We start from the raw sequence: 19,207 nt of genomic DNA on the forward strand, positions 1-19,207 counted from the left end.
GGTCCTCACTGTGGTTCAGGTAGCTGTGACCTGAAGTATACGCGGACTTCGGGTACGCATGACCGTAAGGGTGTCCGCTACGGTGGTCGGCAGAAGACACGGGGTGTCCCCGCCGGGGACTGAGACCACACCCGAAGAACCTGATCTCGTTCACACGAGCGGAGGGATGTCGATCATGACGGACGCCAGTGCCCGTATTCTCCAGTCGCTTCGCGAGGGCGTGCCCCTCGTGCAGTGCATCATTAACGCGGTCGTGATCAACTACACGGCCAACGCCCTGCTTGCGGCGGGCGCCGCGCCGGTCATGGCGGACGTGCCGGGCGAGGCGGCCGAGCTCGCGCCGAACGCGTCGGCGCTGCTGATCAACCTCGGCACGCCAGATGACGAGCAGCGGCGGGCGATGCGCGAAGCCGCATCGGCGGCGCACGACGCGCAGACCCCGTGGGTGCTCGACCCGGTCGGCGTCGGCGCGCTGACGCTGCGCACCGACTTCGCGCGTGAGCTGCTGCGCCTGCGGCCCGACGTGATCCGCGGCAACGCGTCCGAGATCCGCGCGCTGGCGGGCGAGGGATCCGGTGGTCGCGGTGTCGACGCGACCGATGGCGTCGAGGCGGCACGGAGCGCCGTCGAGCGGCTCGTCGCGGAGACGGGGGCGGTGGTCGCCGTCTCGGGGCCCGTCGACCTCATCGTCGGGCCGACCGGCGAGGCGCGCGTGACGGGTGGTGACGCGCTCCTGACGCGCGTCACGGGCGGCGGCTGCTCGCTCGGCGCGATCGTGGCCGCAGCGGTTGCGGTGTCGGATCCGTTCGCGGGCGCCGTCGCGGCCCACGAGCTGTATGCGGCCGCGTCCGAGCGCGCAGCGCAGGGCGACGTCGGCCCGGGGACGTTCGCCGTGCGCTTCCTCGACGCGCTCGATGCGGTGACGACCGCCGAGCTGGCATCACGATGATCGACGTGAGCACGTACCTCGTCGCCGACCTCGCGACGATCGACGACGGCGACCCCGCCGCGATCGTCGCGGCGGCGGTCGAGGGCGGGGTGACCGCGATACAGATCCGCGGCAAGCACCTCGCCGATGGCGACCTCCTCCGCGTCGTTGACGCCTGCGCTGAGGCGATCGCCGGCCGAGCGGTGCTTCTCATCAACGACCGCGTCGACGTCTTCCTCGCCGCGCGTGCGGCGGGGATGCACGTCGATGGCGTGCACGTCGGGCAGGGCGACGAACCCGTCGAAGACGTGCGCGAACGCGTGGGGCCGCGGGCGATCGTGGGCCTCAGCGCGTCGACCGGCGACGAGATCACACGTGCCCGCACGCTCTCTCCGGGAACCGTCGACTATCTCGGTGTCGGCGCCGTGCGCGCGACGCCGACGAAACCCGACGCACCCGAGCCGCTCGGATGGGATGGCTTCGCTCGCGCGACGCAGACCGCCGGAGCTCTGCCGTGCGTCGCAATCGGCGGCGTCGGCGTGGGCGACGCGGCGGACGCGATCGCGGCCGGTGCGGCGGGGATCGCCGTCGTGCGCGCGATCTGCCGCGCGGCGGATCCTGAGCATGCCGCTCGGGAGCTGCACCACGAGTGGCAACGCGCCGCGCACCCCGTGCCCAACGTGCTCACGATCGCGGGATCCGACCCGTCGGGAGGGGCGGGGATCCAAGCGGACCTCAAGACGATCCAGGCGACCGGCGGCTACGGCATGGCCGCGATCGCGGCCCTCACGATCCAGAACACCCAGGGCGTGGCCGGTGTCCACGTTCCGCCCGCCGCGTTCCTCGGTGAGCAGCTGGCGGCGCTCGACGCCGACGTCCGTATCGATGCGGTGAAGATCGGAATGCTCGCCGACGCGACCGTGATCGACGTCGTCGCCGACTGGCTCGCGGCGCGCCGCGAATCCACGCCCGTCGTGCTCGACCCGGTGATGATCGCCACGAGCGGTCACCGTCTGCTCGACGCTGCCGCGGAGGCGGCCCTGACGAGGCTGGTCGGTCTTGCCGATGTGATCACGCCGAACCTGCCGGAGCTGGCGGTGCTCGTCGGCGAACCCGAGGCGCGCGAGTGGCCGGAGGCACTCGCGCAGGCGCAGCGGCTCGCCGCGCGCCACGAGGTGCTCGTCTACGCCAAGGGAGGCCACCTTCCCGGCGATCGCAGCCCGGACGCGCTCGTCGGATCCGCGGGTGTGCTCGCCGCGTTCGACGGGACGCGGATCGACACGGCCAGCACCCACGGCACGGGATGCTCGCTGTCATCGGCGATCGCCTCCATTCGAGCCGGCGACCGGACGGCGCTCGCGGACGACGTGCGCTGGGCATGGTCCGCGCGGCTCGCGAGAGAGTGGCTGCGCGGTGCAATCGCGGCCGCCGACGGGCTCGAGGTGGGCTCGGACGGCGGGCACGGTCCGGTCGACCATGCATACGCGCTGCGTGCCGGCATCGCGCCGCCGCGTCGTGACGCCGAGCTCGACGCGTGGTGGGAGGACATCTCAGAGCTCCGCGCCGCGATCGTCTCCGACTCGTTCGTGACGCAGCTCGCGGACGGATCCCTCGACGCCGCGCGGTTCGCGGAATACCTACGACAAGACGCGATCTACCTCGAGGCGTATGCTCACCTGCTTGCGCGCGCCGCGGTCGTGGCACCCACGCGCGCGGAACGTCGCTTCTGGGAGGCGTCGGCGGCCTCGTGTCGCGAGACTGAGATGGAGCTGCACCGCGCGCACGGCGCGACCGAGGCGCGCACGCCGTCCCGGGAGGCCGCCGCCTACCTCGCGCACCTCGAGCGGGCGGCCGCGACCGGCGACCACGGCGTGCTCGTCGCGGCCCTGCTGCCGTGTTTCGGGTTGTACGACGACATCGGCCGCGACCTCGCCGCCGCGAACCGCGCGGACCACCCGTATCGAGACTGGCTCGACACCTACGGATCCGACGAGTTCGCGCGTGACACACGGGCCGCGATCGCATGGGTGCAGCAGGCCGCACGACGCGCACCTGGCGCACGACTGCGGCTCATGCGCCGCGCGTTCGTTCAGTCGGCGGAACACGAGCGCGCCTTCTTCGCGCAGGGGGAGTGAGGGGCCGTGCGCCGTCGCCGGTCGCGGCGCGCGAGCCGCCCGGCGCGACGCCCCCACAAGTCCACAAGTCTCCATCGAGTCCGCAAGTCTCCGACAGGTCCGCAGCTGTTTGCACCGGACTCGTCGGAGACTTGCGGACCTGTCGGAGACTTGCGGAAATGCGTCCGACGATAGGGTCGCCGAATGAGCTTCTCGTCTACTCCGATGTTGCGTAGTCATCGGATCCTCCGCGACGGCCACGTCCGAGACACGGCCGTGTACTCCATCCTCGACACGGAGTGGCCGGGCGTGCGCAACGGTCTCGCGCAGCGGCTGCCGTGACCGACGTGCGAATCCGTCCGATCACGGATGCCGACATCGAGCCGGTCATCGCCCTCTGGCACAGCACGGGTCTTGTTCGACCGTGGAACGACCCGCGTGCTGACATCGCCCGCGCTCGCGCCGTCTGGCCGGATCTGCTGCTCGTCGCGGACGACGAGGGCGTCGTCGGATCCGTGATGGCCGGCTATGACGGTCATCGCGGCTGGCTCTACTATCTCGCAACCGACCCATCGAGGACGGGCGAGGGGATCGGATCCGCGCTGGTTCGCGAGGCGGAGCAGCGTCTCGAAGCACTCGGATGTCCGAAGGTGCAGCTCATGGTGCGCTCCGATAACGCACCGGTGCTCGCGTTCTACGACGGACGCGGCTATGAGCGGTCGGACGTTCTGGTGGCTGGCCGGCGTCTGCTCGCCGACAGCTGACATCAGCGCGTCAGCAGCGCATCCTCGCGCTTCTTCTCCACAAGGATCGCGGTGTGCGACCCGCGGGGATCATCGCGATACTTCATGTCTCCGTCCGCCTCTCCGACGACATCGGAGTCACGCCAGTAGGTGTCGACGCGCGCTTCGCCGTACCCCTTGAGGTCGAACACCACCTGCAGCTCAGGTATCGGATGCCCGAGCCACTCGATCACCGCGAGAGTGGCCGTGGACCTGCCCGGTGATCCGTGCGGCGCCCTTCGTGTCGGCGAGAATATGGACATGCGCCGAGCGTCGCATATCCGTGTGAGTCACATGGCTGCGAACCCCGCCATCGGGAACAGAAAGGGCGTATCGTTCGCCTGTGGACGAGGTATGCCCCGCGCACCCGACTCCGCACTGGTGCGACCCACCCAAGCTCGCCCGCGCTATCCCGCGGGGCGGGCCCGGCGTCCGACCGATATCCGCAAGTCTCCGACGAGTCCGTCGCCATTCGTTGCGGACTCGTCGGAGACTTGCGGACTCGTCGGTGTCGTGAGGAGCCGTGGAGCGGGGCACGCATAGGGTCGGGGGATGGCGACACCTGATTTCATCCTGCGGCTGCGCGAGAAGATCGGGCACGACCCGCTGTGGCTCATCGGTGTGACGGCCGTCGTCGTGAAGGACGACAGCGTGCTGCTCGTCGAGCGGGCGGACAACGGGCGGATCACTCCGGTGACCGGAATCGTGGATCCGGGCGAGGAGCCCGCGACCGCCGCCGTGCGCGAGGTTGAGGAAGAGGCCGGGATCACCTCGGAGGCCGAGGCGCTCATGTGGGTGCACGCGATGCCGCCGATGACGTTCTCGAACGGGGATCAGGCGCAGTTCCTCGACCACGTCGTGCGCTGTCGCTGGACGGGCGGCGATCCGCACCCAGCCGACGGCGAGAATACGCGCGCCTGGTGGTGCCCGATCTCCGAGCTCGAGAATGCGGGTCTCGGCGACGACATGCGCGAGCGGATCCACGTGGCGCTCACGCGCGAGGGCTCGGCCCGGTTCGAGACATGATCGATCACGATCGCCGGCGGATCCACGTGAGCGCCGTCGTGCTACGTCACCCCGAGACGGGGCACGTGCTTGCGGTCCGCAAGCGTGGCACGACGCGGTTCATGCAGCCGGGCGGCAAGCCGGATCCGGGGGAGAGCGCCGTCGACACCGCGATCCGCGAGGTTCGCGAGGAGCTCGGCGTCGACCTCGAACCGACGCTGATGAGGTTGCTCGGCGTCTTCGAGGCACCCGCCGCGAATGAAGGCGGCTACGTCGTCCGGGGAACGGTGTTCACGCATCCGCCCGTCGAGGTGACGGCGCCGGAGGCCGAGATCGAGGAGATCCGGTGGGTCGTCCCGACCGTCTCGGCGTCGCCCGACCTCGCGCCGCTCATGACGGAACGGATCCTTCCGGCCCTGCGTGCCGCTGCGGTGTGACGCTCCACAAGTCCACAAGTCTCCGACGAGTCCGCAGCGAATCGCGCCGTACTCGTCGGAGACTTGTGGAAATGAGGGGGACTACGGGAGGAAGGGCGCCGCGAGCGGATAGCCGACGAAGGCGATGATGTCGATCAGGGCGTGAGCGAGCACGAGCGGCATCACTCGGCGCCACTTCAGGTACACCCACCCGAATACGAGCCCCATGACGACGTTGCCCAGCGCCATCGCGGGCCCCTGATAGAGGTGGTAGAGCCCGCGCAGCACGGCAATGAACACCAGCGCCTGCCATGCGGACCACCGCAGTTGCGAGAAGCGCTCGGCGAGGTAGCCGTTGAGGATGATCTCTTCCAGCAGCCCTGCACGCACAGCCGAGAGCACGAGCAGCGGGATCGTCCACCACGCCGCGTCCAGCTCCGCAGCCTGTACCTGGAGCGTAAGCCCCATCAACCGGCTCACGCCGTAGAGCGCGAGCCCGGGGATCCCGATCGCCGCCACGAGCAGGACCGCGACGCCGCAGTCGCGTCCGAACCGCGAGAAGGTCAGCCCGATGCGGTCGAACGCGCGCCGCCCCGGTTCCCACAGCAGGTACAGCACGAGAGCGACCATCGCCAGGTCGAAGAAGACGTCGAAGACGCGGTAGATCGCGTCCCAGACCGCCTCGTCTGCCCGCGATGGATTGAGCGCCGTCGCCTGATCGCGCAGCGCGGCTTCGCGCAACAGGGATCGGGTGAACGACAGGACCGAATAGATCGCCGACTGTCCGATGGACAGGGCGAGCACGATCGCGATCTCCCAGCCGAGGCGCGTGCGAGAGGGGGAGGACATCACCCGTCATCATAGAGTTGACCTCATGCCCCCCGCCGAGAACAAGCTCGTCTTCCGCTCCGTCATGGGCTGGGTGTGGTTCGGTCTGGCCACGGCGATCGCCGCGTTCCTCCTGATCGACATGGCGATCCGCGGGAGCGTTTGGGATGCCTTCCTCGTCGCGCCGTGGCTCGCCGCGATCTGTTGGGTCGTGTGGGTGTTCCAGGTCGTGCCGCGTATCGAGGCCGACGACTCCGCGGCGCGCCTGTTCAACCTGCTGCGCGTGATCGACGTGCCGTGGGGCACGGTCGCCGAGGTGCGCCTGCGGTACAACGTCGAGTTCACCCTGCGTCAGGGCGGAAAGATCACCGCATGGGGCGGATCCTCGCGCCGTCTGCACCGGTCGATCGGCCGCCGCTCGGCCGAGGATCCCGCCGACAGTGAGGCCGAGGCACTGCAGCGACTGCACTCCCACGCCGACGGTTCGCCTGGTGCGGTCACCAAGACCTGGGACTGGCCGAGCATCGCGGCCGCGATCGTCATCGCCGCCTGGCTCGTCTTCTCGCTCACTCAGACGAACGGCATCGTTCTGCCCGGCTGATGTAACAGGCGAAGGGTCTGCGGCAACATGAGGCTCAGAGGGATCCATCGACGAAAGTTGCGGCGTGGGGCACGGGCCTGAACATGCGGACGCGTTCCGCGCGTTCTACCGCGCCTACTACGGGCTGCTCCTGACGGTCGCCGAACAGCGCCTCGACAGCCATCAGGAAGCCGAGGACGCGACCGCCGACGCGTTTCAGGTGGCGTGGCGGCGGTACACCGACGACGGCGCGGCACTCACACTTCCGTGGCTGTACCAGATCCTCCGAAACGTGATCGGCACGGAATACCGGCGGCGCGCGCGGTCGCGGCGCGCGGATGAACGGATCCGTGAGGACGTGGCGCCCGAAACGCCGGACGACATGAAGATCGAGACGCGAATCGCCCTTCGTGGACTTTCGGAGAACGACAGGGAGGTGCTCTACATGGCCTATTGGGAAGACCTGACCAGCGACGAAATGGCGGGCATCCTCGGCACGACGCCCGGCGCCATCCGTGTGCGCCTCACGAGAGCACGAGATCGGCTGCGTCGGCGCCTCGCACCACCCACTGCGCGCGAAGGAGAAGGGGATGGATGACATCGAACTGCTCGTGCGCGATGCGCGCCCGGACTCTGGACACCGTGACCGTCCGCTGAGCGACCGTGCGGAGCGGGAGCTCGAGGCGCTCATCGCGCCGCGGCCACGGCCCCCGCGCGCCGCACACGTTGCGCCGCGTCGGCGCCGGTGGCGAGGTGCCATCGTGGTGTCGCTGGCAGTCGGTGCCGTGGTCGCGATCGCCGCGATCGGCATCGGCAGTGCGCTCGTGAGCGCACCGGGTGCACCGCGTGCCGTCGCGACCCCTGCGGAGCCCGATCCATCGACCGTGCTGTCCGGCGCCGCCGATCGGCTCGCGGCGAGCGACGCTTCGTCCGAGGACGCGCAGGAAGACCGTAACGGTCAAGAGAGCCGCGATGAGGCGGATCGCGGCACCGCGCTGCAGGTGCCTCAGGCTACGCCGGACGGCGCTTCGCTCGTGGCGTGGCTGACGTCGTCAGCGGCGACTCCCACCGCACAAGCGGAACTGCTCGAGTCTCTCGCGGTAGGGGGGCGTGCGTCGAGCGCGACGCGCAGCACGGATCCCGTCGGCAACGCGCTCTGGCGCGTCTCCGTTGACGAAATCACCCTTGTGATCCGCGCGGACACCGGCGCGATCGTCGCGGTGATGGACATGAACGGCGTCGAGCGGGAGGTTCCGCCGATCAGCTGACGTGCGCTGTAACGATCCGCCGATCAGCTGACGTGCGCTGTAACGATCCGCCGATTGCGGCAACAGTCCAGACAGGACTGATGGACAGGAGACACGCTATGACGACGACACGACGCGCCAGTCTCGGGCTCGTCGCCTGCCTGGTCCTGGCAACGGGCCTTGTCTCGTGTGCGAGCCAGCCATCCGGCGCCGACGCGGCACAGAGCGCGTCCCCAGCCCGCACGGACCCGCCCGCGACAACGAATCCTGACGGCACGGTGACGGTGACGACCCGCCACCGCACGATGGTGATCGAAGACGGGGACCGGCCACCACAGCTCTGTGTCGAGGGCGTCCAGGAATCACTACCGCCCAATTGTTCTGGCGTGGAGCTCATCGGGTGGGACTGGGGTGCGGTGGACGGCGACGACGAGCAGCGCGGACGAATGGACTGGGGTGAAGTCGAGCGCGGACCCGTCCGTTGGGGCGAGTTCACTGTGACAGGTGACTATTCGCGCGCGGACAACAGCCTGAAAGTGACGTCCATCGAACCGGGCGGCTCGGAGCCCGCGCCCCTTGAGGTGTGCCCGGACGGGTCCCCGACACTGGCGCCGCACGAGCGCCCGCTCTTCGACGAGACGGCATCCCAGTTCGTCGCCGAGCGGTTCGGTATCGCTGTGCCGCCCGGCTACAGCGACGAGTGCGGACGTCTGACGATCAGTGTCGTCTTCGATGACGGATCCATCCGAGCGGCCCTCGATGAAACGAGCGGGGATGGGCCCGCGGTGCGTGTCGAATCGGCGCTGGTCCCCACCGCCTGACCCCGCACAGCGCGCGGTCAAGCGCGGACGATAGGATGGACTGCCCTGGTTTCGGGGCATCTCCCAACGACCCAGAAGGATCCCTTCATGGCGCTTGCCCACCGCTCCGATCTCCGTAACGTCGCCATCGTCGCGCACGTGGACCACGGCAAGACGACGCTTGTCGACGCGATGCTGCGCCAGACCGGTTCCTTCGGCGACCACGAGCACGTCGATGAACGTGCCATGGACTCGGGTGACCTCGAGCGTGAGAAGGGCATCACGATCCTCGCCAAGAACACGGCGGTCACCTACAACGGCGAGCACACCGACTCGCCCATCACGATCAATGTGGTCGACACCCCGGGCCACGCCGACTTCGGTGGTGAGGTCGAACGTGGTCTGTCGATGGTCCACGGCGTCGTGCTCCTCGTCGACTCCTCCGAGGGCCCGCTGCCGCAGACGCGCTTCGTGCTGCGCAAGGCGCTCGAGGCGAAGCTCCCCGTCATCCTCGTCATCAACAAGACCGACCGCCCCGACGCGCGCATCGCCGCGGTCGAGTCCGAAGCGCAGGACCTTCTTCTCGGACTCGCGGGCGATCTCGCCGATGACGTGCCCGACCTCGACGTCGACGCGCTGCTCGACGTGCCCGTCGTCTACGCGTCAGGTCGCTCCGGCCTCGCGAGCGCGACCCAGCCCGCTGACGGATCCCTGCCCGACAGCGAGAACCTCGAGCCGCTGTTCGAGGCGATCCTGAAGCACGTTCCCGCTCCCACCTATGACGATGAGGCGCCGCTGCAGGCATGGGTGACGAACCTCGACTCGTCGGCGTTCCTCGGTCGCCTCGCGCTGCTGCGCGTGTTCAACGGCACGCTCAAGAAGGGCCAGACGGTCGCGTGGGTGCGCAGCGACGGATCCACGCAGAACGCCCGCATCACCGAGCTGATGATGACCAAGGCGCTCGAGCGCTACCCGGCCGAGGAGGCCGGCCCGGGCGACATCGCCGTGATCGCCGGCTTCGACGACATCTCGATCGGGGAGACGATCGCCGACCCGCACGACGTTCGGCCGCTGCCGCAGATCTCGATCGACGAGCCGAGCATCTCGATGACGATCGGGACGAACACCTCGCCGCTCGTCGGCAAGGTGAAGGGCCACAAGCTGACCGCGCGCATGGTGAAGGACCGTCTCGACCGCGAGCTCATCGGCAACATGTCGATTCGCGTCGTCGACATCGGACAGCCCGACGCGTGGGAGGTGCAGGGTCGAGGCGAGCTGCAGCTCGCGATCCTCGTCGAGAACATGCGCCGGGAGGGCTTCGAACTCACGGTCGGAAAGCCGCAGGTCGTCACGCGTAAGGGCGACGACGGCGCGGTCATCGAGCCGTACGAGAGCCTGACGATCGACGCGCCGGAGGAGTACCTCGGCGCAATCACGCAGCTGCTCGCCGGACGCAAGGGCCGTATGGAGACGATGGTCAACCACGGCACCGGGTGGATCCGCATGGAGTTCATCATCCCGAGCCGCGGGCTCATCGGCTTCCGCACGAACTTCCTCACGATCACGCGCGGCACCGGCATCGCGAACGCGATCTCGCACGGCTACGGCCCGTGGGCGGGCGGGATCTCTCCGCGCGCACAGGGATCCATCGTGGCCGACCGCGCCGGCGTCGTCACGCCGTTCGCGATGATCGCTCTCCAGGAGCGGATGACGTTCTTCGTCGGCCCGACCGAAGAGGTCTACGAGGGCATGGTGCTTGGCGAGAACTCGCGCGCCGACGACATGGACGTGAACATCACCAAAGAGAAGAAGCTCACCAACATGCGCTCCGCGAACGCCGACTCGTTCGAGTCGATGACGCCGCCGCGCCGGTTGTCGCTCGAGGAATCTCTCGAGTTCGCGGCCGACGACGAGTGCGTCGAGGTGACCCCCGAGACCGTGCGGATCCGCAAGGTCATCCTCGACCAGGTGCAGCGGGGCCGGGAGACCGCCCGCCGGAAGCGCCAGGACTGACGTCATGGCCTGGCCGACGCGGATCATCTCGTGGCTCTTCGCCGCGCTCGCGGGAGCCGTCTTCGGCGTCGCCGGGACGATCTCGCACCCGATCGCGATCGGGTGGTTTCCGGTCGGTTTGGTGGTCGCGTCGGTCGGCTGTCTCGCGCTGATGATCGCCGTCCGCCTGCTGATCGAGGACCGCGCGAGCGTTCTCGCCTGCGGCGCCGGCATGATCGGCGCACTCATCGTGTTCTCCGGTCGCGGTCCGGGCGGATCCGTCGTCGTGGCCCAGGCCGCCCCCGGCGAGTTCCCGTATGGCGTCACCTGGATGATCGTGCTGACGGGCATTGTGCTCATCGTCGCAGCGTGGCCCCGGCTGCGCAGCGGTAATGCGCCGACACAGTAGGCCCCTCTGTCGAGGCCGCGTCCAGTAGTCACGGCTAGGATTGAGGGCGTGACTTACGTAATCGCCTTGCCTTGTGTGGACCTGAAAGACCGCGCATGCATCGACGAATGTCCCGTCGACTGCATCTACGAGGGCGAGCGCATGCTCTACATTCACCCGGATGAATGCGTGGACTGCGGCGCGTGCGAGCCCGTGTGCCCCGTCGAGGCGATCTATTACGAGGACGACGTCCCCGAGGAGTGGGAAGACTACTACCGGGTCAACGTCGATTTCTTCGACGATGTGGGGTCGCCGGGAGGTGCCGCGAAGGTCGGCGTCATCCCGAAGGATCACCCGCTCGTCGCCGCGCTGCCGCCACAGCCGCAAGGGGACTGACCGACTCGCGCCGATAGACTCGCGCATATGTCGATCAACGATCTCGATGACTATCCGTGGGACAAGGTCGTGCCGTTCCGCGAACGCGCGTCGCAGCACCCGGATGGCATCTGTGACCTCTCCATCGGGTCACCGATCGACCCGACCCCGCAGATCGTGCGAGACGCGCTCGTGGCGGCGACCGACGCGCACGGCTATCCGACGGCGGCCGGTACCCCCGAGGTGCGTGCCGCGATCGGCGCCTGGTATGCGCGGCGCCGCGGCGTCGACGGACTGACCGACCGCAACATCCTGCCGACGATCGGCTCCAAGGAGCTGGTCGCGCTGTTGCCAACCCTCCTCGGCCTCGGGGCGGGTGATGTCGTCGTGCACCCGCGCGCCGCATATCCGACGTACGAGGTCGGCGCGCGCGTCGCGGGAGCGACGCCCGTAGCAGTCGACGATCCCGCCGACTGGCCCGCCGATACGAAGCTCGTGTGGATCAACTCGCCCGGCAACCCCGACGGCCGCGTCTGGAACGTCGGGCAGATGCGCGAAGCGGTCGTTCGGGCACGCGAGATGGGCGCGATCGTCGCGAGCGACGAGTGCTATGCGGAACTCGGCTGGGACGAGCCGTGGCGCAGCGAGCGGATCCCGAGCGTGCTGGATCCGCGGGTCGCGGGCGACTCGCGCGCGAACCTGCTCAGCGTCTACTCGCTAAGCAAGCAGTCGAACCTCGCCGGCTACCGCGCTGCATTCATCGCCGGCTGCGGAAAGATCATCGCCCGGCTGCTGACGAACCGGAAGCACCTCGGACTCATGCCGCCCGCGCCCGTGCAGCACGCCATGGCGGTCGCGCTCGGCGACGACGCGCACGTCGAGCAGCAGCGCGAGACCTATCGCGCGCGCCGCGACGTGCTTCGCCCGGCACTCGAGCGGGCCGGCTTCCGGATTGACGGCAGCGAGGCGGGCCTCTACCTGTGGGCGAGCGAGGACCGTGACGCCTGGGAGTCGATGTCGCGTCTCGCCGACCTCGGAATCCTGGCCGGGCCGGGGCTCTTCTACGGCGACGCGTCGTCGCACCACGTGCGATTGTCGCTCACCGCCACCGACGAGCGCGTGCGCGCGGCCGCCGGGCGTCTCGAGGCATTCGCTTCGTAGGGATCGTCAACGGGAACCGTTGAACCCTGCCGTTTTTCACAGTTGCCCTCGGAGGCCGGTAGGCTATGGCGGGATGTCCCGCAGAACCCGCGGGCGTATCCACCGCTAAAGGCACAACACAATTGCGAGGAGGCGCCGTGAGCGATGCGGGACAGCTGCCTGAGAAGGCCACTCTCACCGTCGGGGACAAGATCGCCGAGTTCCCGGTTCTGCCGGCCACCGACGGCAAGCCCGCGATCGACGTCTCGACGTTGTCGAAGCAGACCGGCTACACCGCCCTCGACTACGGCTTCGTCAACACCGCCGCCACGCGCTCGGACATCACCTACATCGATGGTGAATCGGGGATCCTGCGCTACCGCGGTTACCCGATCGACCAGCTCGCCGAGAACGCGAGTTTCCTCGAAGTCGCCTGGCTGCTGATCTACGGCGACCTGCCGACGGAGGACGAGCTCGCAGACTTCGACGAGCGGATCCGTCGTCACACCCTGCTGCACGAGGACCTCAAGCGGTTCTTCTCCGCGCTGCCCTCCGGCGCGCACCCGATGGCAGTTCTGTCGTCGGCGACGTCGGCGTTGTCGACGTTCTATGAGGGCAAGACCGACCCCGACAACCCCGAGCACGTCGAGACGAACATCATCCGTCTGCTGGCGAAGCTCCCGGTGATCGCCGCATACGCGCACAAGACGTCGATCGGCCAGGCATTCCTGTATCCCGACAACTCGCTCGGGTACGTCGAAAACTTCCTGCGCCTCAACTTCGGCGTGATGAGCGAGCCCTACGAGATCGACCCCGTCATGGCACGCGCGCTCGAGCGACTGCTGATCCTGCACGAGGACCACGAGCAGAACGCGTCGACCTCGACCGTGCGGCTCGTCGGATCCACCGGCGCCGACCAGTTCGCATCCGTGTCGGCTGGCATCCACGCGCTCTCCGGCCCGCTCCACGGCGGGGCGAACGAGGCCGTGCTGCAGATGCTCGGCCAGATCCGCGAATCGGGCGAGAGCGTGCAGCGCTTCGTCGAACGCGTGAAGAACAAGGAAGACGGCGTGAAGCTCATGGGCTTCGGACACCGCGTCTACAAGAACTACGACCCGCGCGCGAAGATCGTCAAGCAGTCGGCCGACGAGGTGCTCGACCAGCTCGGCGTGAACGACCCGCTACTGGATCTCGCAAAGGAGCTCGAGGAGATCGCGCTCAACGACGAGTACTTCCAGTCGCGCAACCTGTACCCGAACGTCGACTTCTATACGGGCGTGATCTACAAGGCGATGGGCTTCCCGACGCGCGTGTTCACCGTGCTGTTCGCCATCGGCCGCCTGCCGGGATGGCTCGCACAGTGGCGCGAGCAGAACCTCGACAACAAGAGCAAGATCGGTCGCCCGCAGCAGCTGTACACCGGCGAACCCGAGCGTCGCTACCCCGCCTGAGGCCCGCGGGCACGCCACTGGCGGCGTTGTCGGCGGTCGACGCACCTCGGTGCGCCTTCCCTTCTCCGCCTTGCCACTGACGCGCCCGCGGACCTCAGGGTCACTGGCACGCCACTGGCGGCGTTGTCGGCGGTCGACGCACCTCGGTGCGCCTTCCCTTCTCCGCCTTGCCATTAACGCACCCGCGGGCCTCAGGGGCGTGGTCGGACGTGGCGGCCGCGAGTGCCGCCACGTCCGCACGTTCCTGCGCGGCTACGCGTGGAGCGCCTCGTTGAGAGTGACGCCGACGCCCGTGCGCTTGCGTGCCTCGATGGCGCCCGACACCGAGTTGCGGATGAACAGCACGCCGTTGACGCCGGATAGCTGCGATGCCTTGACGACCTGGGGCGCGCCCTCCGCCGTGCGGGGCTCGTCGGCGAGCACGATCTTGGTGCCGGCGGTGACGTAGAGGCCGGCCTCGACGACGCAGTCGTCCCCGAGCGAGATCCCGACGCCCGCGTTCGCGCCGAGCAACGTGCGCTCGCCGATCGAGATCCGGTGGGTGCCGCCGCCGGACAGCGTTCCCATGATCGACGCTCCGCCGCCGACATCGGATCCGTCGCCGACGACCACGCCCTGCGAGATGCGGCCCTCGACCATCGAGGATCCGAGCGTGCCGGCGTTGAAGTTCACGAAGCCTTCGTGCATGACGACCGTGCCGGGCGACAGGTGCGCGCCGAGGCGGATCCGCGAGGCGTCGCCGATGCGCACGCCCTCGGGCAGGACGTAGTCGGTCAGCCGCGGGAATTTGTCCTGCGCGTAGACCTGGATGCCGGCCCGCTTCAGCGCCGGCAGATTCTGCGACGCGAACTCCGGCGCGACCGGCCCGGCCGACGTCCAGGCGTTGTTCGGCAGGTGAGCGAACACGTTCTCGAGACTGACCGAGTTGGGCGTCACGAGCAGGTGCGACAGCAGGTGGAGCCGCAGGTACGCGTCGGGCGTGGACGCGACGGCGGCGGCGATCTCGATCTCGATCTCGACGACCTCGAGCTGAACACCGCGTCGCTCGTCCGCGCCGGTCTGGCTGTCGAGTGACGCACGGGTCGACGCCGCGTCGCCGTCCGCGAGACGGCCCAGGGCGGGGGAGGGGAACCAGGTGTCGAGAATGGTGCCATCGGCGGCGCGCGTGGCGAGGCCGACGCCGGAGGCCCAGAGCGTGTCAGTCATCTCTCCAGGTTAGCCGCACTCGACGACCCAATAGGGTGGGGGAATGCTCGATCTCACGGCCTCCTCCGTCGACTTGACGCGCGCACTCTGCGACATCCCCAGCGAGTCCGGAGACGAGGCGCGCCTGGCCGATGCGGTCGCCGCCGCGCTCGAGCCCTACGGCCATCTGGAGGTCATCCGCGACGGTGACGCGGTCGTCGCGCGCACGTCGCGTGGACGTGCACGCCGGGTCATCATCGCCGGGCATCTCGACACCGTTCCGATCGCCGACAACCTGCCGACGCGCGACGTCACGATCGAGGGCGAGAACTACCTCTGGGGCCGCGGCACGGTCGACATGAAGGCCGGCGTCGCGATCCAGCTGAAGCTCGCGGTCGAGCTGACGGATCCGGTGCACGACGTTACCTGGGTCTGGTACGACAACGAGGAAGTCGAGGCGTCCAAGAACGGTCTCGGTCGTCTCGCCAGGAACCGACCCGACCTGCTCGAGGGCGACTTCGCGATCCTCGGCGAGCCCTCGAACGGCGGCATCGAGGGCGGCTGCAACGGCACGCTCCGGGCCGCGGTGCGCACGCGAGGGATCCGCTCTCACAGCGCACGCGCGTGGATGGGCGAGAACGCCATCCACTTCGCAGCCCCCATCCTGCAGAAGCTCGCCGCCTACACCGCGAAGACGATCGACGTAGACGGCCTCGACTTCCGCGAGGGGCTCAACGCCGTGCGGATCTCGGGCGGCGTCGCCGGCAACGTCATTCCCGACGCGTGCGAGGTCGAGGTCAACTACCGATTCGCGCCGGACAAGACCGCGGATGAGGCCGTCGCCTACATCCGCCGCCTCTTCGACGAGTACGAGGTCGACATCACCGACCTTGCGGGCGGCGCACGCCCGGGCCTCGACGCGCCGCTCGCGCAGTCCCTCGTCGCGGCGACCAGCGTCGCTCCGAAGCCGAAGTACGGCTGGACGGACGTCGCCCGGTTCAGCGAGCTGGGGATCCCCGCCGTCAACTACGGCCCCGGCGACGGTCAGCTCGCCCACCACGACGAGGAGCGCGTGCGTATCAGCGAGATCGAGGACGTCGAGCAGGGACTGAGGGGATGGCTGACGAGCAGCTGACCCGCCGCGTGCGTCGCCTTCGCACGGATCCGCCCGCCTGGGCGCGGGTGCTCGGGATCTACCTCGCCGCGCGCGTCGTCACGAGTCTCTTCATCGTCGTCAGCACGGCTCTCGCACCGCCGGACGGCCGCCACGGCGCGGATCCGTCTCTGCTCGACTACATCGTCGGCTGGGACGGCGCGTGGTACCGCGAGATCGCGCTCAACGGGTATCCGACCGAGCTGCCGATCGATGACACCGGCAACGTGGGACAGAACGCCTGGGCGTTCATGCCGGTCTACCCGATGTTGGCGCGTGCCCTCTCGCTGCTCGTGCCGGGCGCCGGGGTCGGCGCCGACGACGTGTGGGCGGTCGCCACCGCGTGGGCTGTGTGCGCGGCGCTCGTGTCGTTCGTGGCGGGGTTCTTCGCCTGCTGGGGGCTCTACGCGCTCCTCGTCTCACGGATCGGCCACGGCAGCGCCCTGTGGGGCGTGACGTTCGTCGCCGCCGGGCCCCTCGCCCTGATGTTCCACGTCGCGTACGCCGAAGCGCTCTTCCTTGCGGTGATCGTGGCTGCGCTCGTCTGTCTCGATCGCGAGAGGTGGGGGTGGATCTATCCGCTGATGATCCTCGCGGCGTTCACGCGCCCCGGTGAGCTCGCACTGCCGCTCACCGTCGCGCTCTACGGGCTCTGGCGGATCCGTGGACGGCGCGATCACCCGATTGCTCGTCGCGAGGTGGTGCACATCCTGGGCACCGGCGCGGTCGGCACGCTGGCGGGGTTCTGCTGGCCGATCGTGGCGAACACCGTCACGGGCGACGCGAATGCGTACTTCGCCACGGAGCTCGCGTGGCGCCGCGGTTGGGTGCCCGACGCCCACGGCTTCGTGCCGGGGGAGGGCTGGATCCAGGCTGCCGAGGTCTGGACGCGGCTGTGGGGCATTCCCGCCTGGGCCGGGTACGTGCTCCTCGCCGTCCTCGCCGCCGGCGCGATCGCGATGTTCTTCACCCCCGGGGTGCGAGCGATCGGCATCGTGCCGCGCCTCTGGGCCGCGAGCTACCTGGTGTACGTCGTACTCGTCGTCTTCCCGCAGTCGAGCGTGATCCGGCTGTTGCTTCCTCTCGCGCCGCTGTGGGGCGCGGTCGCCGCGGTCGGCATGCTCCGCTCGACGCGCACCCTCGTGCTCGTGGGCTGCGTCGCCGGCCAATTCTGGTGGATGCACGTGATGTACGGCATCGGAAACACGTACTACCTCGTGCCGTGACTGCGTATGACTCCCGGAACAGCGGTGACGGGCGCCGGTCACGATAAGATGGAGGGGAACAATCAGGAAGGGGAGCCACATATGGCTGCTATGAAGCCGCGCACCGGAGACGGACCCATGGAGGCCGTCAAGGAAGGTCGCCTCATCATCGTTCGCGTTCCGCTCGAGGGCGGTGGACGCCTCGTCGTCTCCGTGAACGACGAGGAGGCGAAGGAGCTGCACGGCGTCCTCTCGGGCGTCGTGGAAGCGGCCTGAGGCACCTCGCTTGCCGAAAGGGCCGGATCCCGCTGATGGGATCCGGCCCTTTCGCTGTCCGCGGGGCCGTCAGGCGCGCGCGGTCGTGATCTGCAGGAGGCCCTCGTCGATCGGCAGCAGCGACGAGATGATCGTCGTGGATCCGAGCGTCTCGGACAGCAGACCGCGCAGGTCGGTCGTCAGCTGGTCGCGGGCCACCGGATCCGCCACGCGCCCCGACGCGAGCACGCGTGGCACGAGCACGGTGCCTCCCGCGCGCACGAGCCGCAGCCCGTGCTCGACATTCTCGAGAACGTCCTCCGGGTCGGCATCGACGAGCACGACGTCGTAGGACGCCTCATTCATCCGCGGCAGCACCTCGGCCGCGCGGCCGGTGATGTAGCGCGCCCGCGAGGATCCGACCCCGGCGGCCTGGAAGGACTTGCGCGCCTCGGCGAGGTGTTCGGGCTCCTTGTCGATCGTCGTGAGCACGGCGTCAGGAGCGCCGTGCAGGAGCCACAGGCCAGAGACACCGGCCCCCGTGCCGATCTCGATCATCGACCGTGCGCCCGACGCAGCGGCGATGACCGCGCACTGCGCACCGACCGCCGCGCTGACGGGAGCGGCGCCGAGCTCGAGCGCACTCTGGCGTGCTCGGACGATCGCTTCGGGCTCCGCGAGCGCTTCGTGGACGAACCGGACGACGGCAGAAGATGTCATGCCCTCACACTAATGACTGGAAGGTGTGGGGGAACCCCAGCGTGCGACGATAATCTGAACAGATGGGCGGTTTCTCTCTCGACAAGGTCATCATGATCGCCGTGATCGCGGCTATCCTGATCGGCCCGGAGAGGCTGCCGCAGGCCGCGGAATGGCTGGGCCGCACGACGCGCCGGGTGCGCGACTATGCGCGGGGCGCCCGAACGCGCGTCGAGGAGGAGGTCGGCGACGACTTCGGCGAGGTCGACTGGACGAAACTGGATCCGCGCCAGTACGACCCGCGGCGCATCATCCGCGAGGCGCTCCTCGAGGACGACGCGCCCGCCGCCGCGCCCGCCGCCGCGGCCGTGCGCCCGCCGCGTACGTCACCGCTGATCGCACGGACGTTCTCTGCCGAGGATCCGCCCCCCTTCGACGACGAGGCGACGTAGCGGGTTTCGTCGTCTTCCGACTCGTCGTCGGTTCGCTGCGCGATCGCGTACGCGCGTCCGCGATCCCGAGGACCCGCTCCGCGGCTCCTCCCGCCAGACCCGAGCCAGCGGACGTGCGCACACGATCGCTTCGCTCCGTCGCAACGCAAGCATGCCTCTTGCGTCGGTCCCTGCGTTCTGTGCGGCAGTGCGACCGGTCATTTGCGTGGGAC

At 69.0% G+C, this 19,207-nt stretch carries 23 protein-coding genes and 1 riboswitch; of the genes, 19 read left to right on the top strand and 4 right to left on the bottom strand.

Annotation, left to right across the window (positions count from 1 at the left end):
- The first annotated feature begins 89 nt into the window (after positions 1-89).
- A riboswitch (TPP riboswitch) is annotated at positions 90-184 on the top strand.
- From thiM to IEW87_RS08115, 4 genes are all read left to right on the top strand, one after another.
- The gene (gene thiM, locus IEW87_RS08100) at positions 176-949 is read left to right on the top strand and encodes a hydroxyethylthiazole kinase (protein WP_229731022.1); all 774 of its coding nucleotides are present in this window, start codon (positions 176-178) and stop codon (positions 947-949) included. (Overlaps the previous riboswitch by 9 nt.)
- Positions 946-3,063 carry a bifunctional hydroxymethylpyrimidine kinase/phosphomethylpyrimidine kinase gene (gene thiD, locus IEW87_RS08105; protein WP_373285100.1) on the top strand — a complete coding sequence of 706 codons (2,118 nt, stop codon included), beginning with the start codon at positions 946-948 and terminating at the stop codon, positions 3,061-3,063. Before thiM ends, thiD begins: the two co-directional genes overlap by 4 nt.
- Positions 3,064-3,246: 183 nt before the next feature.
- The gene (locus tag IEW87_RS08110; protein ID WP_188711753.1) at positions 3,247-3,384 is read left to right on the top strand and encodes a hypothetical protein; all 138 of its coding nucleotides are present in this window, start codon (positions 3,247-3,249) and stop codon (positions 3,382-3,384) included.
- A complete protein-coding gene (locus IEW87_RS08115) occupies positions 3,381-3,806 on the top strand; it encodes a GNAT family acetyltransferase (protein WP_229731023.1) in 426 nt (141 codons plus the stop codon). The genes IEW87_RS08110 and IEW87_RS08115 overlap by 4 nt, the downstream gene beginning before the upstream one ends.
- Positions 3,807-3,808: 2 nt before the next feature.
- Here IEW87_RS08115 and IEW87_RS08120 read toward each other — a convergent pair whose 3' ends face one another.
- Entirely contained in the window at positions 3,809-4,087 is a 279-nt protein-coding gene (locus IEW87_RS08120; protein ID WP_188711754.1) for a hypothetical protein, read from the bottom strand.
- A gap of 289 nt (positions 4,088-4,376) precedes the next feature.
- On the opposite strand from IEW87_RS08120, the gene IEW87_RS08125 reads away from it, so the two are divergent.
- Together IEW87_RS08125 and IEW87_RS08130 are read left to right on the top strand one after the other, a co-directional pair.
- Positions 4,377-4,850 (top strand): NUDIX hydrolase, encoded by a 474-nt coding sequence (locus IEW87_RS08125; protein ID WP_188711755.1) that lies wholly within the window; start codon positions 4,377-4,379, stop codon positions 4,848-4,850.
- Complete coding sequence (locus tag IEW87_RS08130) at positions 4,847-5,266, top strand: NUDIX hydrolase (RefSeq protein WP_188711756.1); 420 nt, start codon at positions 4,847-4,849, stop codon at positions 5,264-5,266. Before IEW87_RS08125 ends, IEW87_RS08130 begins: the two co-directional genes overlap by 4 nt.
- Positions 5,267-5,347: 81 nt before the next feature.
- On the opposite strand, the gene IEW87_RS08135 is transcribed toward IEW87_RS08130, so the two are convergent.
- Positions 5,348-6,094, bottom strand: a complete 747-nt coding sequence (locus tag IEW87_RS08135) for a CPBP family intramembrane glutamic endopeptidase (protein WP_188711757.1) — start codon at positions 6,092-6,094, stop codon at positions 5,348-5,350.
- A 25-nt stretch (positions 6,095-6,119) separates the two neighbouring features.
- On the opposite strand from IEW87_RS08135, the gene IEW87_RS08140 reads away from it, so the two are divergent.
- The 9 genes from IEW87_RS08140 (at position 6,120) to IEW87_RS08180 (ending at position 14,046) form a co-directional block, all read left to right on the top strand.
- Positions 6,120-6,674, top strand: a complete 555-nt coding sequence (locus IEW87_RS08140; RefSeq protein ID WP_188711758.1) for a hypothetical protein — start codon at positions 6,120-6,122, stop codon at positions 6,672-6,674.
- A 64-nt stretch (positions 6,675-6,738) separates the two neighbouring features.
- A complete protein-coding gene (locus IEW87_RS08145; protein WP_188711759.1) occupies positions 6,739-7,251 on the top strand; it encodes an RNA polymerase sigma factor in 513 nt (170 codons plus the stop codon).
- The gene (locus IEW87_RS08150) at positions 7,244-7,921 is read left to right on the top strand and encodes a hypothetical protein (RefSeq protein WP_188711760.1); all 678 of its coding nucleotides are present in this window, start codon (positions 7,244-7,246) and stop codon (positions 7,919-7,921) included. Before IEW87_RS08145 ends, IEW87_RS08150 begins: the two co-directional genes overlap by 8 nt.
- Before the next feature lie 98 nt (positions 7,922-8,019).
- Positions 8,020-8,721, top strand: coding sequence for a hypothetical protein (locus IEW87_RS08155; RefSeq protein ID WP_188711761.1), 702 nt, complete (start codon positions 8,020-8,022; stop codon positions 8,719-8,721).
- 87 nt (positions 8,722-8,808) lie between these two features.
- The gene (gene typA, locus IEW87_RS08160) at positions 8,809-10,713 is read left to right on the top strand and encodes a translational GTPase TypA (protein WP_188711762.1); all 1,905 of its coding nucleotides are present in this window, start codon (positions 8,809-8,811) and stop codon (positions 10,711-10,713) included.
- 4 nt (positions 10,714-10,717) lie between these two features.
- Positions 10,718-11,101: a DUF6113 family protein gene (locus IEW87_RS08165; protein WP_188711763.1), complete on the top strand. Its 384-nt coding sequence runs from the start codon at positions 10,718-10,720 to the stop codon at positions 11,099-11,101.
- A 48-nt stretch (positions 11,102-11,149) separates the two neighbouring features.
- Positions 11,150-11,476 carry a ferredoxin gene (gene fdxA, locus IEW87_RS08170; protein ID WP_188711764.1) on the top strand — a complete coding sequence of 109 codons (327 nt, stop codon included), beginning with the start codon at positions 11,150-11,152 and terminating at the stop codon, positions 11,474-11,476.
- Positions 11,477-11,503: 27 nt separating this feature from the next.
- Complete coding sequence (dapC, locus tag IEW87_RS08175; RefSeq protein ID WP_229731025.1) at positions 11,504-12,616, top strand: succinyldiaminopimelate transaminase; 1,113 nt, start codon at positions 11,504-11,506, stop codon at positions 12,614-12,616.
- A 137-nt stretch (positions 12,617-12,753) separates the two neighbouring features.
- A complete protein-coding gene (locus IEW87_RS08180; RefSeq protein ID WP_229731027.1) occupies positions 12,754-14,046 on the top strand; it encodes a citrate synthase in 1,293 nt (430 codons plus the stop codon).
- A gap of 252 nt (positions 14,047-14,298) precedes the next feature.
- Here the strand turns inward: IEW87_RS08180 and dapD are convergent, their stop codons facing one another.
- Entirely contained in the window at positions 14,299-15,252 is a 954-nt protein-coding gene (dapD, locus tag IEW87_RS08185) for a 2,3,4,5-tetrahydropyridine-2,6-dicarboxylate N-succinyltransferase (RefSeq protein ID WP_188711766.1), read from the bottom strand.
- 43 nt (positions 15,253-15,295) lie between these two features.
- Here dapD and dapE point away from each other — a divergent pair, with 43 nt between their 5' ends.
- From dapE to IEW87_RS08200, 3 genes are all read left to right on the top strand, one after another.
- Positions 15,296-16,366, top strand: coding sequence for a succinyl-diaminopimelate desuccinylase (gene dapE, locus IEW87_RS08190; RefSeq protein ID WP_188711767.1), 1,071 nt, complete (start codon positions 15,296-15,298; stop codon positions 16,364-16,366).
- The gene (locus IEW87_RS08195; RefSeq protein WP_188711768.1) at positions 16,348-17,610 is read left to right on the top strand and encodes a putative hexosyltransferase; all 1,263 of its coding nucleotides are present in this window, start codon (positions 16,348-16,350) and stop codon (positions 17,608-17,610) included. The genes dapE and IEW87_RS08195 overlap by 19 nt, the downstream gene beginning before the upstream one ends.
- An 81-nt stretch (positions 17,611-17,691) precedes the next feature.
- Positions 17,692-17,865, top strand: a complete 174-nt coding sequence (locus IEW87_RS08200; RefSeq protein WP_084644214.1) for a DUF3117 domain-containing protein — start codon at positions 17,692-17,694, stop codon at positions 17,863-17,865.
- A gap of 69 nt (positions 17,866-17,934) precedes the next feature.
- On the opposite strand, the gene IEW87_RS08205 is transcribed toward IEW87_RS08200, so the two are convergent.
- A complete protein-coding gene (locus tag IEW87_RS08205) occupies positions 17,935-18,564 on the bottom strand; it encodes an O-methyltransferase (protein ID WP_188711769.1) in 630 nt (209 codons plus the stop codon).
- Positions 18,565-18,626: 62 nt separating this feature from the next.
- Between IEW87_RS08205 and IEW87_RS08210 the strand changes: the two genes are divergently transcribed.
- Positions 18,627-18,995, top strand: coding sequence for a twin-arginine translocase TatA/TatE family subunit (locus IEW87_RS08210; protein ID WP_188711770.1), 369 nt, complete (start codon positions 18,627-18,629; stop codon positions 18,993-18,995).
- Positions 18,996-19,207 lie beyond the last annotated feature (212 nt).

Source organism: Microbacterium faecale (assembly GCF_014640975.1).
In the GTDB taxonomy this organism is placed as follows: Bacteria; Actinomycetota; Actinomycetes; order Actinomycetales; family Microbacteriaceae; genus Microbacterium; species Microbacterium faecale.

Bases quoted from the DNA above. Each gene is read 5' to 3' on its own strand.
- thiM (WP_229731022.1), top strand. From the start codon at position 176: ATGACGGACGCCAGTGCCCGTATTCTCCAGTCGCTTCGCGAGGGCGTG.
- thiD (WP_373285100.1), top strand. From the start codon at position 946: ATGATCGACGTGAGCACGTACCTCGTCGCCGACCTCGCGACGATCGAC.
- IEW87_RS08110 (WP_188711753.1), top strand. From the start codon at position 3,247: ATGAGCTTCTCGTCTACTCCGATGTTGCGTAGTCATCGGATCCTCCGC.
- IEW87_RS08120 (WP_188711754.1), bottom strand. From the start codon at position 4,087: ATGTCCATATTCTCGCCGACACGAAGGGCGCCGCACGGATCACCGGGC.
- IEW87_RS08125 (WP_188711755.1), top strand. From the start codon at position 4,377: ATGGCGACACCTGATTTCATCCTGCGGCTGCGCGAGAAGATCGGGCAC.
- IEW87_RS08130 (WP_188711756.1), top strand. From the start codon at position 4,847: ATGATCGATCACGATCGCCGGCGGATCCACGTGAGCGCCGTCGTGCTA.
- IEW87_RS08135 (WP_188711757.1), bottom strand. From the start codon at position 6,094: ATGTCCTCCCCCTCTCGCACGCGCCTCGGCTGGGAGATCGCGATCGTG.
- IEW87_RS08140 (WP_188711758.1), top strand. From the start codon at position 6,120: ATGCCCCCCGCCGAGAACAAGCTCGTCTTCCGCTCCGTCATGGGCTGG.
- IEW87_RS08150 (WP_188711760.1), top strand. From the start codon at position 7,244: ATGGATGACATCGAACTGCTCGTGCGCGATGCGCGCCCGGACTCTGGA.
- IEW87_RS08155 (WP_188711761.1), top strand. From the start codon at position 8,020: ATGACGACGACACGACGCGCCAGTCTCGGGCTCGTCGCCTGCCTGGTC.
- typA (WP_188711762.1), top strand. From the start codon at position 8,809: ATGGCGCTTGCCCACCGCTCCGATCTCCGTAACGTCGCCATCGTCGCG.
- IEW87_RS08165 (WP_188711763.1), top strand. From the start codon at position 10,718: ATGGCCTGGCCGACGCGGATCATCTCGTGGCTCTTCGCCGCGCTCGCG.
- dapC (WP_229731025.1), top strand. From the start codon at position 11,504: ATGTCGATCAACGATCTCGATGACTATCCGTGGGACAAGGTCGTGCCG.
- dapD (WP_188711766.1), bottom strand. From the start codon at position 15,252: ATGACTGACACGCTCTGGGCCTCCGGCGTCGGCCTCGCCACGCGCGCC.
- dapE (WP_188711767.1), top strand. From the start codon at position 15,296: ATGCTCGATCTCACGGCCTCCTCCGTCGACTTGACGCGCGCACTCTGC.
- IEW87_RS08195 (WP_188711768.1), top strand. From the start codon at position 16,348: ATGGCTGACGAGCAGCTGACCCGCCGCGTGCGTCGCCTTCGCACGGAT.
- IEW87_RS08200 (WP_084644214.1), top strand. From the start codon at position 17,692: ATGGCTGCTATGAAGCCGCGCACCGGAGACGGACCCATGGAGGCCGTC.
- IEW87_RS08205 (WP_188711769.1), bottom strand. From the start codon at position 18,564: ATGACATCTTCTGCCGTCGTCCGGTTCGTCCACGAAGCGCTCGCGGAG.
- IEW87_RS08210 (WP_188711770.1), top strand. From the start codon at position 18,627: ATGGGCGGTTTCTCTCTCGACAAGGTCATCATGATCGCCGTGATCGCG.